The organism is Streptomyces sp. NPDC031210 (genome assembly GCF_055570395.1).
The window spans coordinates 245,192-258,913 of record NZ_JBVIHH010000010.1 but is presented as its reverse complement, the minus strand read 5'-3'; the positions used below and the strand labels follow the sequence as shown (position 1 = coordinate 258,913).

The window sequence follows — 13,722 nt, the reverse complement described above, 5'->3', positions numbered from 1 at the left end:
TCATCACGCACTCTCGGGGGGAACACCATGGCGAACCAATACCCCGGACCGCCGCCGGAGCAGCCGGGCCACAATCCGTACGCCACGCCGCAGGGCGGCCAGCCGGCCGACGGCGGCTACGGCTATCCGCAGGGCGGCGTCCCGGGCGAGCCCGGATACGGCTACCCGCAGGCCGCGCCGCAGCCGGGATACGGCTATCCCAAGGACGCCGGCCAGCCGGCCGCGCCGGGCTTCGCGCCGGGCGCGCCGCCGCAGTCCGCGCCCGGCGGGTTCGGTGCCCCGCAGCCCGCGCCGGGCGGTGGCGGCATGGCCCTCTCGCTGGGTGACATCGCCGTGACCGGTAACACGATCATGACGCCCGCCGGTCCGATGCCGCTCAGGGGCGCGGTGTGGACGGCGACGGACATGTCGCGGACGGAGGAGAAGATTCCGCCGCACGCCGTCGTACTCGCCATCGTCTTCTTTTTCTTCTGCCTGCTCGGCCTGCTCTTCCTGCTGATGAAGGAGAAGACCACGACCGGCTTCGTGCAGGTCACGGTGAACAGCGGGGGGCGGCACCACTCCACGATGATCCCCGTGCAGTCCCGTGAGCAGGTCATGTTCGTGCTCAACCAGGTCAACTACGCCAGGTCACTGAGCGCGTGAGTCACGCCGAGCCCACCGGGCCCGGCCGGCCCGCCGAGCCCACCCGGCCCACCGAGCCCGCCCGGCCCACCGAGCCGGCCGGGCCCGCCGAGGTCCGCCGCCGTACCCTGCTCGGCGCGGCGGCGGCCCTCGGCGCCGGCACGCTCGGCGCCGTGTATCTCTGGCACACCAATCCGCACCAGCCCGGGCAGTTGCTGCCGCCGTGCCCGTTCGCCTGGGCCACCGGGCTGCTGTGCCCGGTGTGCGGCGGAACGCGGATGGCGTACGACCTGATGCACGGCGAGGTCCTGGCGGCCTTCCACGACAACGCCGTGCTGCTGACGCTGGGGCTGCCGGCCGTCGGATATCTCGTCGTCCACCGCCTCGCCGCGGGGCTGCGCGGGCGGCCCTCGCGGCTACGGCTGTCCACCCGCGGCAGCGCCGTCGTGGCCGGAATCGCCGCGACGTGGATGGTCGCCCGCAACCTCGTCGGCTGACACCGGCGCGGACGGGGCCCGCCGGGGTCAGCGGACGGTGACCGCGACCACCGGGGAGAGTGTGCCGCCGGCGGCGATCCGGAGCTGGTTGACGCCCTTGAGACCGAGCTTGACGCGCACCGAGTACGTACCGGTGGAGTTGACCGGCGCCTGGGCGGGCAGCGAGACCCACTTGGCGCCCTGCTTCTGCTGCACGGTGACCTTGGTGCCCGCGGCGAGGCCCTTGGCCGCGCCGGATATCCGGAACTCCTGCCAGGCGTTGACCGTGCTCGCACTGGCCTTGGCGGTGAGCCCGGCCGCCGCCGGTGCCGTGGCCACCACCGGGGTGGGCGAGTGGACGTGCGCCGGCGCGGCGAACGCGGCGGCCGAGCCGCCGGCGAACAGGGCGAGAGCGACCACGCCGACGGTGGTGTGGCGAAGTGCACGGTTCATGCCGGATTCCTCACTGCTGGGCTGTTGACGACCTTCACCCAGGAACACGGACGGAATCGGACGAAGGTTCCTGCCGACCCGCGCACTCAGGCCACTCGGCGGCGAACTGGCCGGAAACGAAAGGGAGTACGGCAGCCGGGACGGGTGCGGCAGACGCCGAGACGGTCGCCGAGGGAACGTCGGCGGACCCCTGAGTCGCCCGACCCCTGAGTCGCCGGACCCCTGAGTCGCCGGACCCGCTAAAGAGACGCCAGCAGACCCCACCCGGCGGCCAGGAACGCCACCGCGAACAGCACCGCCACGGTCGTGCCCAGGGGCCGGCTGACGCCCTCCGCGACGGGCGCGCCGGTGCGTACGCTGACGCCCGTCCACATCAGCAGTCCGGCGCCGAAGAGTGCGAAGGCCGCGCCGGCGAAAGCCTCGGGTCCATTCTCCATGCGGGCAGCGTGGCACCTGCGGGCGGCGCCCGGGCGAACGGCGGATGAACGCCGTCCGCTTGTTCGGGCGCCCCCCGCCGGCACGGATCGCGACACGCCGCTCGCCTCCAGGCCACCGGCCGCTCAGCCCGCCGCGACCACCGGCTCCAGGAACCCCTGCTCGATCAGCATCCGGATGGACTCCGGCGTACGGTCACGCAACAGGACCGGGTCCTCGCCGACGAGTTGGGCGATGGCGTCCAGGATGCGCCCGGCCGGCAGCGATCCGTCGCACACCCCCGCGAAGCCCGCGCCGACCGTGTCCACCTTCGTCGCGCGCCGCATCCCGCGGTTCTGACGCAGCACCACATGCTCGGGGTCCTCCGCCCCGGGAAGCCCGACCTGCTCCTGCACCACCTCGTCCGCGAGCCGGAAACGGCCGGCGAGCAGCGCCGCGTCATCCGTCGCCCGCAGGTAGTCCTGGCGCTCGAAGTGGCGCACGACGCTGTCCCCCAGCGGCTGTTCGACCGGATGCGGCCATTCCTCAAGGGTGATGGAGGGCGCGTCGGAGCCGGACTTGCGCAGGGTGATCCACCCGAAGCCGATGGCTTTCGTCTTGCGGGCCTCGAATTCGTCGAGCCAGGCGTCATACCGCGCGGCGTAGGTGTCTTCCCCGGCACGGTGGTCCCCGCTGTCGCGCAACCACAGCTCGGCGTACTGCGTGGGGTCCTGCACCTCGCGCTGCACGATCCAGGCGTCGCAGCCGCGCGGGACCCAGGAGCGCAGCCGGTCCGACCACTCCTCGCCCTCCACGTGCTGCCAGTTGGCCAGCATCTGGCAGTAGCCGCCGTCGGTCAGATGCGCCGCGGACTGCTGGACGAGGGTGCGGCACAGGTCGTCGCCGGCCATGCCGCCGTCGCGGTAGGTGAGCCGGGCGCCGGCGTTCGCCCGGCCGGTGACCAGGGGGGAGATCACGAACGGCGGGTTGGAGACGATCAGGTCGAACGTCCGCGGGCCGTGCTCCCCCGCGTCGACCGGCTCGAACAGCGAGCCCTCCCGCAGGTCCGCCGGCCCGGCCCCGGAGAGCGCCAGCGTCAGGGCCGCGATCCGCAGCGCCCGCGGGTTGAGATCGGTGGCGGTGACGCGGGTGGCGTGCTGGGCGGCGTGCAGCGCCTGGATGCCCGAGCCCGTACCGAGGTCGAGCGCGCTCGCGACGGGCCGGCGCACGGTGAGCCCGGCGAGGGTCGTGGACGCGCCGCCCACGCCGAGCACCAGCTCCGAGCGGTCCGCCCCCTCGATGCCCCGGATGCCGCCCGCGCCGCCGACCGCGCAGCCCAGGTCGGAGACGATCCACCAGTCCTGGCCCTCCGGGCCGCCGTACGGGCGGACGTCGACACTGGCGCGCACCTCCTCGCCGTCCTGCGTCAACCAGCCGTCGGCGAGGCAGTCCGCCACCGGCAGCGCGGCCCGCGCCCGCCGCAGCGGAACGGGGCGCTGCAGCAGGAACAGCCGCACCAGGGTCTCCAGCGGGCCGTCGCCGCGCGTCGCCCGCAGCGCGGGAACGGTCTCGCTGCGCGCCAGCGCGGCATAGGCCGGCGCGCCGAGCAGGTCGAGGAGCCCGTCGGCGGTGAAGGCGGCGGCCAGCAGCGCCTCGCGCAGCCGGTCGGTGCGGGCGGCGCTCTCGGGGTCCTGGGCATCTGCGGTGGGGAGGTGCGTACTCACTCCCCCATTGTCAGCCCAACCACCGACAATCGGCGACGGCCCGGCGCCGGGCCCTCTCGGGCGCGTCGCCGGGCCGCGTGGCCGACCGTCGTACCGACCGGTGTCCCCGCTACGCCTTCTTCGACGGCTGGGGGGACGGGGAGCCGGACGCGGTCTGGCTCTGGCAGCCCTTCTGGTTGGCCATGGCCTTGCCGACGTCGCCGGACTCCAGCTTCTTGAAGGCGGCCTCGCTCTGCTTGTTGAGCCTGTTGATGCCGTCGGACAGGCTGCGCAGGCCGTCCGCGAACTTCAGCTTGTCGTTGGTGTCGAGGCCGTCGACCTGCTTCTTGAGGTCCGCGTACCCCTTGGAGAGGGAGTTGAGTTCCTTGACCGCGTTCTTCTGGGCCTGGTCGCCGCCTTCGCTGGGCGGGGGGCCCGCCTTGTCCAGGGACTTGGCCAGCGAGGAGTAGGCGACGGAAATCTTCTGGAAGGCCGCCGAGTCGGTCTGCTGGACCTTCTTGGAGTCCGTGTTGCCGTCGTCCGCCGTCTGCATGGCGGCGTTGGCGTCCTGGATCTGCTTGAACTGGGCCTGCGCGGGGTCGCAGAACTTCTTCGCCCAGTCGTCGAGCTTCTTGCCGCTGTCGTCGCTGCAACCGGTCAGCGCGAGCAGGAGTGCCGCACCGCCGGACAGTGCAGCCACAAGCTTCTTGTTCACCGGATTGGTCCCTTCCATGGCTCTCGGCCCCGGAACATACACGCCAAAAGAGCCCGGCCGAGGGGTCGGGCATCCCGGCCGCCCCTCATTGCAGCCATTTGCACCAAGGAGCGCAGGGCCACCCGGGCACGAAGAGAGCGGGTGGCCGGCGCCCGTAAGGTGCGCCGTCCACCCGCCCGTTGAGCGGTTTTCCGCCTTCCTCCGGCTAGGAGGCGACCACCGTCTCGGCCGACTTGGCACTCTTGTCGGCGGCTTCGGAGTTGCCTTCGTCACCCATGGCGATTCCCCGCCGCTTGGAGACGTAGACCGCGCCGACGATGACGGCGATCGCGAGCCCCGCGACGACGATCCGTACGCCGCTGCTCTGGTCGTCGCCGTAGCTGAACTTCACCACGGCCGGCGCGATCAGCAGGGCCACCAGGTTCATGACCTTCAGCAGCGGGTTGATGGCCGGTCCCGCGGTGTCCTTGAACGGGTCGCCGACCGTGTCGCCGATGACCGTCGCGGCGTGCGCCTCGCTGCCCTTGCCGCCGTGATGGCCGTCCTCGACCAGCTTCTTGGCGTTGTCCCAGGCGCCACCGGAGTTGGCGAGGAAGACCGCCATCAGCGTGCCGGTGCCGATCGCGCCCGCGAGGAACGAGCCGAGCGCGCCGACGCCGAGCGCGAAGCCGACCGCGATGGGTGTGAGCACCGCCAGCAGCCCGGGGGTCGCCAGCTCGCGCAGCGCGTCCTTGGTGCAGATGTCGACGACCCGGCCGTACTCCGGCTGCTCGGTGTAGTCCATGATCCCGGGGTGCTCGCGGAACTGCCGCCGCACCTCGAAGACCACCGCGCCGGCCGACCGCGAGACCGCGTTGATCGCCAGGCCCGAGAACAGGAAGACGACCGAGGCGCCCAGCACCAGTCCGACCAGGTTGTTGGGCTGGGAGATGTCCAGGCTCAGCCCCAACCCGGTCGCGGCCTTGCCCACGTCCCGGACGGCCGTGGCGATCGCGTCCCGGTAGGAGCCGAAGAGCGCGGCCGCCGCCAGCACCGCCGTCGCGATGGCGATGCCCTTGGTGATGGCCTTGGTGGTGTTGCCGACCGCGTCGAGGTCGGTGAGGACCTGGGCGCCGTCGCCGGTCACGTCGCCGGACATCTCGGCGATGCCCTGCGCGTTGTCGGAGACCGGGCCGAAGGTGTCCATCGCCACGATCACGCCGACGGTGGTCAGCAGGCCGGTGCCGGCCAGCGCCACCGCGAACAGCGCCAGCATGATGGAGGTGCCGCCCAGCAGGAACGCCCCGTAGACGGCCAGGCCGATCAGCACCGCCGAGTAGACCGCCGACTCCAGGCCGATCGAGATGCCGGAGAGGATGACGGTGGCCGGGCCGGTCAGCGAGGTCTTGCCGATGTCCTGTACGGGCCGCCGGGTGGTCTCGGTGAAGTAGCCGGTGAGCTGCTGGATCAGCGCGGCGAGCACGATGCCGATGGCGACCGCCACCAGCGCCAGGATCCGCGGATCGCCGCTGTGGCTCAGGATTTCGCCGTCGGTGACGCCGGCCAGGTCCCGGTAGGTGGACGGCAGGTAGGTGTAGACCGCGACGGCCACCAGGACGAGCGAGATGGCCGCGGAGATGAAGAAGCCGCGGTTGATGGCGGTCATGCCGCTGCGGTCGGAGCGCCGGGGCGCGACGACGAAGATGCCGATCATCGCGGTGAGCACGCCGATGGCCGGCACCAGCAGCGGGAAGGCGAGCCCGGCGTCGCCGAAGGCCGCGGTGCCCAGGATGAGCGCGGCGACCAGCGTGACGGCGTAGGACTCGAAGAGGTCGGCGGCCATGCCGGCGCAGTCGCCGACGTTGTCGCCCACGTTGTCGGCGATGGTGGCGGCGTTGCGCGGGTCGTCCTCGGGGATGCCCTGCTCGACCTTGCCGACGAGGTCGGCGCCGACGTCCGCGGCCTTGGTGAAGATGCCGCCGCCGACCCTCATGAACATCGCGATCAGCGCGGCGCCCAGGCCGAAACCTTCCAGCACCTTGGGCGCGTCGACGGCGTAGACGAGCACCACGCAGGACGCGCCGAGCAGGCCGAGCCCCACGGTGAACATGCCGACGACGCCACCCGTACGGAAAGCGATCTTCATCGCCGTGTGCGAGACGGCCGTCAGATCCCTTTCCCGGGTATCGCCCTCGGCCGGCGTCGCTTCACGGGCGGCGGCCGCCACGCGCACATTGCTGCGCACGGCGAGCCACATGCCGATATAGCCGGTGGCCGCGGAGAATCCGGCGCCGATCAAGAAAAAGACACTGCGTCCTGCGCGCTGCGTCCAATCGTCCGCGGGCAGCAGCATGAGCAGGAAGAACACCACGACGGCGAATACGCCAAGGGTCCGCAACTGCCGGGCCAGGTAGGCATTCGCGCCTTCCTGCACGGCGGCCGCGATCTTCTTCATACTGTCGGTTCCCTCGCCGAACGAGAGCACTTGGCGCACCAGCACCGCCGCGACGGCCAGCGCCGCGAGCGCGACGACGGCGATCACCAGCACAAGGGTGCGGTTGCCCGACGTCAGTGACGGTCCGGCCAGCAGAGAGGGGGTGTCCAACAACTGAGGGGTATAAGGCCCCGCCATTCGTCCTCCTTGACGTTTGGCACATGGGCGCGCGGAAGCACGCTCAGGCGTCCTGAGCAAGATGTGGACGGATTGTAGGGAGCCGCACTAGATCAAAACAGTACGCGTCAAAGGGAATTCGCCCGCAGCCTCGAAGATCAAAAGGATGGCGGCCACAGAATTCGCCCGCACGAAGGAAAGCGACGAATTCGCTGACCACGGCCCGATGATCTCGATGTCCTACTGATCGCCGCTGCTCAAAGACGTGCCACCGCGCCCGGCATCCCCCGCGTCCGGCGCGACGAGGAAGAGAATTGATCGTCCTGGCTACCGCCGAACGGGTGGCGGGCGAGGACGCGTCGGCACCCGACGGCCGGTGATGGCGCGTCAGATTGAGTCCTGATCGGTATGGGAGATCGGCGGGGTGGGGTGGGAAGGGTGACGGCGGGGCGGGGCCGGAAGGGTGAGGGTGGGGGTGCGGCGGGTCCGTGGCCGGGGCGGCTCTGTGGCTCGGGGCGGCTCTGTGGCCGCGTCCTCGCCATGTCGGGGGCCTCGCCGTGTCGGGGGCCTCGCCGTGTCGGGAGTCCCGCCGCGTCAGGGCGTCGCCTCGTCGGGGCCCGCCGCATCGGGGCGTCGCCTCGTCGGGCTCTCGGCGGCTCCTACGTACGCTCCTCGCGCGCCGCGACCGACCGGAGCCCGCTACCCCGCGAGAGGCGGCAGCGGGGCGGCCAAGGGACGCCCCCAGCCCCCGCTACGGCAGGACCTGAGCCGGCGCCGTCGACCAGGTCATGCGGATCACGCCGCCGCCCTCGCCGGTCGAGACCTCGACGTCGTCGACCAGTCCGCTGATGACCGCGAGGCCCATCTCGTCCTCGCCTTCGGCGTCGCTCTCGGCGCCCTGGGGCCCGGCGCCAGCCGCGCCCGGCGCACCGGCCGCGGCGGTGCGGACGCCGTCGCCGACCTCGATCGAGAACTTCTTCTCGTCCTCGATCAGCAGCACCCGCACGGGGTCGTCGATGTCGTTGCTGGCGTGCAGCCCGACGGCGCGACTGCACGCCTCACCGACGGCCAGACGCACCTCGTCGAGCACGGCCTCGTCCACCCCCGCGCGCCGTGCCACGGCAGCCGCGACCAGACGCGCGGTCCGGACGTGCTCGGGAAGGGCACTGAAACGAAGTTCGACGGTGGCCATGCCATCCCCCTCGATATGCGGGCGTGCAACGCAGGGGGCCGGACCGCCAGGTCCGGAACCCCCCACTACTTCCTCCCCCGCGCCTGGGACGCGGGGCACCGTGAAGCCGTCAGTCAGTCGCCGAGACGGCTTCCTCCACCGAGGTGTGAATCGGGAACACCTTGGTCAGTCCGGTGATACGGAAGATCTTCAGAATGCGCTCCTGGTTGCAGACCAGGCGCAGCGAGCCCTCGTGGGCACGCACCCGCTTGAGCCCACCGACCAGCACGCCGAGCCCCGTGGAATCCAGGAAATCGACACGCTCCATGTCCACCACGAGGTGGTAGCTTCCGTCGTTCACAAGCTCGACCAGCTGCTCCCGCAGCTTGGGCGCGGTGTATACATCAATCTCGCCACCGACCTCGACGACCGTACGGTCGCCAACGGTCCGGGTCGACAGGGACAGGTCCACGGATCCTCCAGCACCTTGCTATCGAGCGGTCGCCCCCCTGGGGCTTCCCCACCATGGTGGGGGCGGATCGGCAGCCGCGATGGCATTCAATCACTTACCAGCAGGCGCGCACGACGCCTTGTCAGCATTGTCCGTCACTCCGGTGACACACTCGGTGCCGATGGCCTCCAATCGACTTCCGCCGGACGCGGGCGCGCGACCCACCCCAGGCATGATTCTCGACAGTCTCGCCCGGGGAGCGACCCGCGCTGCACGCATCACTCATACGGAGCACTTGCCCCCGCGCATCGGCAGCCATGCCGACTGGCCCGAACAGATCCGGCCGGAAGTGATCGCCGCCATCCATTCGTCCGGAATCGAGCGCCCCTGGGCCCACCAGGCACGTACATCCGAACACGCGCTGCGCGGCGAGTCGGTCGTCGTCGCCACCGGCACCGCCTCGGGCAAGTCCCTGGCCTACCTCGCGCCGGTCCTGTCCACCCTCCTGGACGGCTCCGAGGCGCCGAACGGGCGGGGCGCGACGGCGCTGTACCTGGCCCCCACCAAGGCGCTGGCCGCCGACCAGCGGCGCGCCGTACGCGAACTGGCCGCCCCCCTGGGCACCGCCATCCGGCCCGCGGTCTACGACGGTGACACCCCCGTCGAGGAGCGCGAATGGGTCCGCCAGTACGCCAACTACGTCCTGACCAACCCCGACATGCTGCACCGCGGCATCCTGCCCGCCCACCCCCGCTGGGCCTCCTTCCTGCGCGCCCTGCGCTACGTGGTCATCGACGAATGCCACTCCTACCGGGGCGTTTTCGGCTCGCACGTCGCCCAGGTCATCCGCCGACTGCGCCGCATCTGCGCCCGCTACGGCTCCGAACCGGTGTTCCTGCTGGCCTCCGCCACCGCCGCCGAGCCCGCCCGGGCGGCCACCCGGCTGACCGGGCTGCCCGTGGTGGAGATCACGGAGGACACCTCGCCACGCGGCGAGTTGGTCTTCGCGCTGTGGGAGCCGCCGCTGACCGACCTGCACGGCGAACAGGGCGCGCCGGTCCGCCGTACCGCCACCGCCGAGACCGCCGACCTCCTCACCGATCTCGCCGTCCAGGGCGTACGCACCGTCGCCTTCGTCCGTTCCCGGCGCGGCGCCGAACTGATCGCGCTGATCGCGCAGGAGCGGCTCGCGGAGGTGGACCGCGCGCTCCCCGCCCGCATCGCCGCCTACCGGGGCGGCTATCTGCCCGAGGAGCGCCGCGCCCTCGAACGAGCCCTGCACAACGGCGACCTCCTCGGCCTGGCCGCCACCACGGCCCTGGAACTGGGCGTGGACGTCTCCGGCCTCGACGCCGTGGTCATCGCCGGCTACCCCGGCACCCGCGCCTCCCTGTGGCAGCAGGCCGGCCGGGCGGGCCGCTCCGGACAGGGCGCCCTCGCCATCCTGGTGGCCCGCGACGATCCCCTGGACACCTTCCTCGTCCACCACCCCGAGGCGCTCTTCGACCAGCCCGTCGAATCCACCGTCCTCGACCCCGACAACCCCTACGTCCTCGCGCCGCACCTGTGCGCCGCCGCGTCGGAAGTGCCGCTGACCGAGGCCGACTTCCCGCTCTTCGGACCGGAGACGGCGGAGCTGCTGCCGCAACTGGAGGGCGCCGGCCTGCTGCGCCGGCGCGCCAGGGCCTGGCACTGGACGCGCCGCGAGCGGGCCGTCGACCTCACCGATATCCGCGGCCAGGGCGGCTCGCCGGTGCAGATCGTGGAGGCCGGCACCGGGCGGCTGCTGGGCACGGTGGACGCCGGCGCCGCGCACACCACCGTCCACGAGGGCGCGGTCCACCTCCACCAGGGCCGCACGTACGTCGTCGACCGCCTCGACCTGGAGGACGACGTCGCCCTCGTCCAGGAGGCCAACCCGCCCTATTCGACGACCGCCCGCGACACCACGGCCATCTCCATCCTCGAAACCGACACCGAGATCCCGTGGGGCCAGGCGCGGCTGTGCTTCGGGTCCGTCGAGGTGACCAACCAGGTCGTCTCCTTCCTCCGCCGCAAGCTGATCACCGGCGAGGTCCTGGGCGAGACCAAGCTGGACCTGCCGCCCCGTACGCTGCGCACCCGCGCCGTGTGGTGGACCGTCACCGAGGACCAACTCGACGCCGCCCGCGTCAATCCCGAGCAGCTCGGCGGGGCCCTGCACGCCGCCGAACACGCCTCCATCGGCATGCTGCCGCTCTTCGCCACCTGCGACCGCTGGGACATCGGCGGCGTCTCCGTCCCCCTCCATCCCGACACCCTCCTCCCGACCGTGTTCGTCTACGACGGCCACCCCGGCGGCGCCGGCTTCGCCGAACGCGCCTTCCACACGGCCGCCGACTGGATTACCGCCACCCGCCACGCCATCGCCGCCTGCGAGTGCGACGCCGGCTGCCCCTCCTGCATCCAGTCCCCCAAATGTGGCAACGGCAACGACCCCCTCCACAAACGGGGCGCCATCCGCTTGCTGGGGGAGCTGCTGCGGGGGGTGCCGGGGGAGGCGGGGGACGAGGCGGCTTCGGGGGAAGCGGGCTGACGGGCTCGGGCGGGGCGGGCGGCGGGCCGCGGAGGCCCGTCGGGCGGCGGCGTGAGCGGAGGTCGCCGCCGGGGGCCGGGTGCGGGCCGACTTACCCGGCGAACCTGCGTGGCCTGTGCTGCCGTGGCGCGCTGTGTCGCCTGGCGGCAGCCCCTGTCACTCATTCGTGTGCATGTTCCCACCGACGGCATGGACCCCAAATGCGATGGAAACGGGTCATTTTACACCTACTGATAGGAGAGCGCCATGCGAGTACGTACTCACTTGACCGCCGTCGCCCTGGCCGCCGTCGCCATCCTGGCCACCGCGGGAACGGCTGCCGCCGACCCCGGCGACGGACCTCACGGCACCATCGTCCAGACCGCCGACTCGAACCCCCAGATGCCCGACTTGAACAACGGAAGCTGGGACAACGGAGGGCTCTTCGGCCCCAACGGCATGAACTGAGCGCCTCTCCTCCCACCCACCAGAGCACTCAGGGAAGCGGCGCGGCCTGGGGGAAGCGGCGCGGTGGCGACCGGGCGGGGGCGCCCGGGGCCCTGGCCGGGGCCCCGGGCAGCGCGTCGGGCCGGTGTGGGCGACGCGTGGAGGTGTGAGCGAAGAGGGCGTCCCGGGGGCGTCCGGCCGGGCGCCAGGACATCCGCCGGGTCGCCACCGCTCCGGCGTGACGGCTCGGCGGGTCCGTCGTCAGGGGCGGACCCGCCCGAGCCCGTACGCGGGACGTGAACGGGCTGCTGCCGGCCTCGGCCGATACGTCGGCGACCGCCGCGACCACGGAGCAGCGCACGAGGCGGGCGTGCTGGGCCGCCGCCACCCGCCGTGCCGCCCCACACGCCACGGCGGGCCCCTCCAGCGCGTGATCCGCGGCGGCCAGCGCCGCGAGGTCCGCCGCTCCGCCGGCCCGGTGGCGGGCGGTGACGGCCTGCCCCATCGCGATCAGCGCCATGAACACCGCGCACAGCGCCGCCGCCGCGAAGACCGTCCACACCGTCGCGGAACCCTCATCGCCCCACCGTTTCCTCCGCGAGAGCCACCGCCTCCCCACCGACCGTCACCCCCAGCCGCCCCATCCCCGGCAGGTCGGCCACCACTCGCACACGCACCAGCTCCCCCTCCCGTGCCAACGCGACCCGGGCACCACGCGGAGCCGCGCCCCGGGTCACCCGAAGCACCGCCACCCGCGGCTCGGAACGCGCCGCCGCCCGCGCTCCGGCCCGTGCCGCGTCCACGCACTCGATGCGGGCACAGACCGCCATCAGGCCCCAGATGAGCGCCGCCGCGACGGCGACCAGCACGGGCATCACCACGGCCGTCTCCGCCGTCACGTATCCGGCATCGCGAGCGATCCGCCCGGCCAGGTGGCCCCGGGAGCGGCCCTCGCCCGCGCCCGGGACCGCCCAGTCGCACCGGAGGACGCTGTTGCCCCGCAGGGCTCTGCCGCACGGGACGGCTCTGCTGGACATCGCCGCTCCCCTGGGCGTGGGCCGTGCCCGAGCCGTGGGCCGCCCGGCGGGCCCGGGTCGGCGGCGCCCCCGCCTCGGCAAGCCCCCGCGAACGCCCCCGCCGTCAGAACTGGACATCGATCGCCCTCTGGATCACCGACCGCAGCATCGCCTGCACCGGTCCACTCGTCACGGCCTTGTAGAGCACCGCCGCGAAGGCGCACGCGGCGAGCGTTCCCACGGCGTATTCCGCCGTGGTCATCCCCCGGTCCCCTCCCGCCGTACGCAGCTCCCGCCACCACCGTCGAAACATCGCCATCCCCCTTGAATTCGCTTGTCCACAAGATCAGTTACGTCCCAGCAGGCCGCCGGCCAACCCGATCAGCACCGGTGCCACCCCGAGCGTCAGGAACGCCGGCAGGAAGCACGCCGACAGCGGCAGGGTGACCAGCACCCCCGCTCGGCGGGCGCGTGCGGCCGCCGCGCGCGCCCACTCCGCCCGGAACTCCGCCGCGATACGCGATACCGACTCGACGGCCGGCACCCCCGATATCCCGGCGCGCTCCATGTACCGCGCGAGCCCCTCGGCTCCGGGGAGGGCGGCCAACCGGGGCCACACGACGGCCGGTTCGCCGCCGAGCCGCAATTCGGCCGCCACATGGCGCAGCCGCTCGGCGACCGTCCCCTGGAGCGTGCGGCCCACCGCCTCGGCCGCCTCCCGAGGGCCGGCCCCCGCCGCGAGACACGCGGCCAACAGGTCACCGGCGGGCGCCAGTTCCTCCCGCACCCGTGCCCGCGCCAACCGGTCGGCTTCCGCGGTGCGTTGCCGGGCCATCCAGCGATGCGCCGCGAAGCCGACGGCGAGCCCCGCGCCCGCTCCGGCCGCCCCGCCCAGGACAATGGCCACGAAGCCGGCCGCCCCAAGAGGCCCCGCCCATCCCTTCAGTTCCTCAAGGCGACGGCTTTCCGCACGCCTCCCACGACCCGCGCGCGAGGGTCGGCCCGTCAGCCGACGGCGACGCCCTCCCGCACCGATGGCGCGCCGACTCAGCCCGGCGCCCCAGATGGCCGACGCCCGTCTCCTTACGAACCGCCCGCGGCGCGCCTC

15 protein-coding genes are annotated in these 13,722 nt (G+C 72.6%); 4 read left to right on the top strand and 11 right to left on the bottom strand.

The window, feature by feature from the left end:
• Positions 1 to 27: 27 nt before the first annotated feature.
• Positions 28 to 645 carry a hypothetical protein gene (locus ACZ45Z_RS20400; RefSeq protein ID WP_468364062.1) on the top strand — a complete coding sequence of 206 codons (618 nt, stop codon included), beginning with the start codon at positions 28 to 30 and terminating at the stop codon, positions 643 to 645.
• On the top strand, positions 642 to 1,121 hold the full coding sequence (locus tag ACZ45Z_RS20395) for a DUF2752 domain-containing protein (RefSeq protein ID WP_468364060.1): 480 nt from the start codon (positions 642 to 644) through the stop codon (positions 1,119 to 1,121). Before ACZ45Z_RS20400 ends, ACZ45Z_RS20395 begins: the two co-directional genes overlap by 4 nt.
• Before the next feature lie 27 nt (positions 1,122 to 1,148).
• Here the strand turns inward: ACZ45Z_RS20395 and ACZ45Z_RS20390 are convergent, their stop codons facing one another.
• The 7 genes from ACZ45Z_RS20390 to bldG form a co-directional block, all read right to left on the bottom strand.
• A complete protein-coding gene (locus ACZ45Z_RS20390; RefSeq protein WP_468364058.1) occupies positions 1,149 to 1,553 on the bottom strand; it encodes a hypothetical protein in 405 nt (134 codons plus the stop codon).
• Between the two features lie 239 nt (positions 1,554 to 1,792).
• The gene (locus ACZ45Z_RS20385; RefSeq protein ID WP_468364055.1) at positions 1,793 to 1,990 is read right to left on the bottom strand and encodes a hypothetical protein; all 198 of its coding nucleotides are present in this window, start codon (positions 1,988 to 1,990) and stop codon (positions 1,793 to 1,795) included.
• Positions 1,991 to 2,113: 123 nt separating this feature from the next.
• On the bottom strand, positions 2,114 to 3,691 hold the full coding sequence (locus ACZ45Z_RS20380) for a DUF7059 domain-containing protein (RefSeq protein WP_468364052.1): 1,578 nt from the start codon (positions 3,689 to 3,691) through the stop codon (positions 2,114 to 2,116).
• A gap of 109 nt (positions 3,692 to 3,800) precedes the next feature.
• The gene (locus ACZ45Z_RS20375; RefSeq protein ID WP_468364049.1) at positions 3,801 to 4,385 is read right to left on the bottom strand and encodes a small secreted protein; all 585 of its coding nucleotides are present in this window, start codon (positions 4,383 to 4,385) and stop codon (positions 3,801 to 3,803) included.
• A gap of 205 nt (positions 4,386 to 4,590) precedes the next feature.
• Positions 4,591 to 6,996, bottom strand: coding sequence for a sodium-translocating pyrophosphatase (locus ACZ45Z_RS20370; RefSeq protein ID WP_468364046.1), 2,406 nt, complete (start codon positions 6,994 to 6,996; stop codon positions 4,591 to 4,593).
• Positions 6,997 to 7,726: 730 nt separating this feature from the next.
• Positions 7,727 to 8,167 (bottom strand): ATP-binding protein, encoded by a 441-nt coding sequence (locus ACZ45Z_RS20365; RefSeq protein WP_468364044.1) that lies wholly within the window; start codon positions 8,165 to 8,167, stop codon positions 7,727 to 7,729.
• 109 nt (positions 8,168 to 8,276) lie between these two features.
• On the bottom strand, positions 8,277 to 8,618 hold the full coding sequence (bldG, locus tag ACZ45Z_RS20360; RefSeq protein WP_018089983.1) for an anti-sigma factor antagonist BldG: 342 nt from the start codon (positions 8,616 to 8,618) through the stop codon (positions 8,277 to 8,279).
• A 79-nt stretch (positions 8,619 to 8,697) separates the two neighbouring features.
• Between bldG and ACZ45Z_RS20355 the strand changes: the two genes are divergently transcribed.
• Both ACZ45Z_RS20355 and ACZ45Z_RS20350 read left to right on the top strand, forming a co-directional pair.
• Positions 8,698 to 11,172, top strand: coding sequence for a DEAD/DEAH box helicase (locus tag ACZ45Z_RS20355; protein ID WP_468364041.1), 2,475 nt, complete (start codon positions 8,698 to 8,700; stop codon positions 11,170 to 11,172).
• Between the two features lie 246 nt (positions 11,173 to 11,418).
• The gene (locus ACZ45Z_RS20350; RefSeq protein ID WP_468364039.1) at positions 11,419 to 11,619 is read left to right on the top strand and encodes a hypothetical protein; all 201 of its coding nucleotides are present in this window, start codon (positions 11,419 to 11,421) and stop codon (positions 11,617 to 11,619) included.
• 28 nt (positions 11,620 to 11,647) lie between these two features.
• On the opposite strand, the gene ACZ45Z_RS20345 is transcribed toward ACZ45Z_RS20350, so the two are convergent.
• The 4 genes from ACZ45Z_RS20345 to ACZ45Z_RS20330 all read right to left on the bottom strand — a co-directional run bounded on the left by ACZ45Z_RS20345 (position 11,648) and on the right by ACZ45Z_RS20330 (position 13,521).
• The gene (locus ACZ45Z_RS20345) at positions 11,648 to 12,160 is read right to left on the bottom strand and encodes an Rv3654c family TadE-like protein (RefSeq protein ID WP_468364037.1); all 513 of its coding nucleotides are present in this window, start codon (positions 12,158 to 12,160) and stop codon (positions 11,648 to 11,650) included.
• A 13-nt stretch (positions 12,161 to 12,173) separates the two neighbouring features.
• Entirely contained in the window at positions 12,174 to 12,473 is a 300-nt protein-coding gene (locus tag ACZ45Z_RS20340) for a TadE family type IV pilus minor pilin (RefSeq protein ID WP_468364205.1), read from the bottom strand.
• 265 nt (positions 12,474 to 12,738) lie between these two features.
• Positions 12,739 to 12,927 (bottom strand): DUF4244 domain-containing protein, encoded by a 189-nt coding sequence (locus ACZ45Z_RS20335; protein WP_468364203.1) that lies wholly within the window; start codon positions 12,925 to 12,927, stop codon positions 12,739 to 12,741.
• A gap of 33 nt (positions 12,928 to 12,960) precedes the next feature.
• Positions 12,961 to 13,521, bottom strand: a complete 561-nt coding sequence (locus ACZ45Z_RS20330) for a type II secretion system F family protein (RefSeq protein ID WP_468364034.1) — start codon at positions 13,519 to 13,521, stop codon at positions 12,961 to 12,963.
• Positions 13,522 to 13,722 lie beyond the last annotated feature (201 nt).

Excerpts from the sequence above, each read along its gene's own strand:
- ACZ45Z_RS20400 (WP_468364062.1), top strand. The coding sequence starts at position 28 with ATGGCGAACCAATACCCCGGACCGCCGCCGGAGCAGCCGGGCCACAAT.
- ACZ45Z_RS20390 (WP_468364058.1), bottom strand. The coding sequence starts at position 1,553 with ATGAACCGTGCACTTCGCCACACCACCGTCGGCGTGGTCGCTCTCGCC.
- ACZ45Z_RS20385 (WP_468364055.1), bottom strand. The coding sequence starts at position 1,990 with ATGGAGAATGGACCCGAGGCTTTCGCCGGCGCGGCCTTCGCACTCTTC.
- ACZ45Z_RS20370 (WP_468364046.1), bottom strand. The coding sequence starts at position 6,996 with ATGGCGGGGCCTTATACCCCTCAGTTGTTGGACACCCCCTCTCTGCTG.
- ACZ45Z_RS20365 (WP_468364044.1), bottom strand. The coding sequence starts at position 8,167 with ATGGCCACCGTCGAACTTCGTTTCAGTGCCCTTCCCGAGCACGTCCGG.
- ACZ45Z_RS20355 (WP_468364041.1), top strand. The coding sequence starts at position 8,698 with ATGGCATTCAATCACTTACCAGCAGGCGCGCACGACGCCTTGTCAGCA.
- ACZ45Z_RS20350 (WP_468364039.1), top strand. The coding sequence starts at position 11,419 with ATGCGAGTACGTACTCACTTGACCGCCGTCGCCCTGGCCGCCGTCGCC.
- ACZ45Z_RS20340 (WP_468364205.1), bottom strand. The coding sequence starts at position 12,473 with ATGCCCGTGCTGGTCGCCGTCGCGGCGGCGCTCATCTGGGGCCTGATG.
- ACZ45Z_RS20335 (WP_468364203.1), bottom strand. The coding sequence starts at position 12,927 with ATGTTTCGACGGTGGTGGCGGGAGCTGCGTACGGCGGGAGGGGACCGG.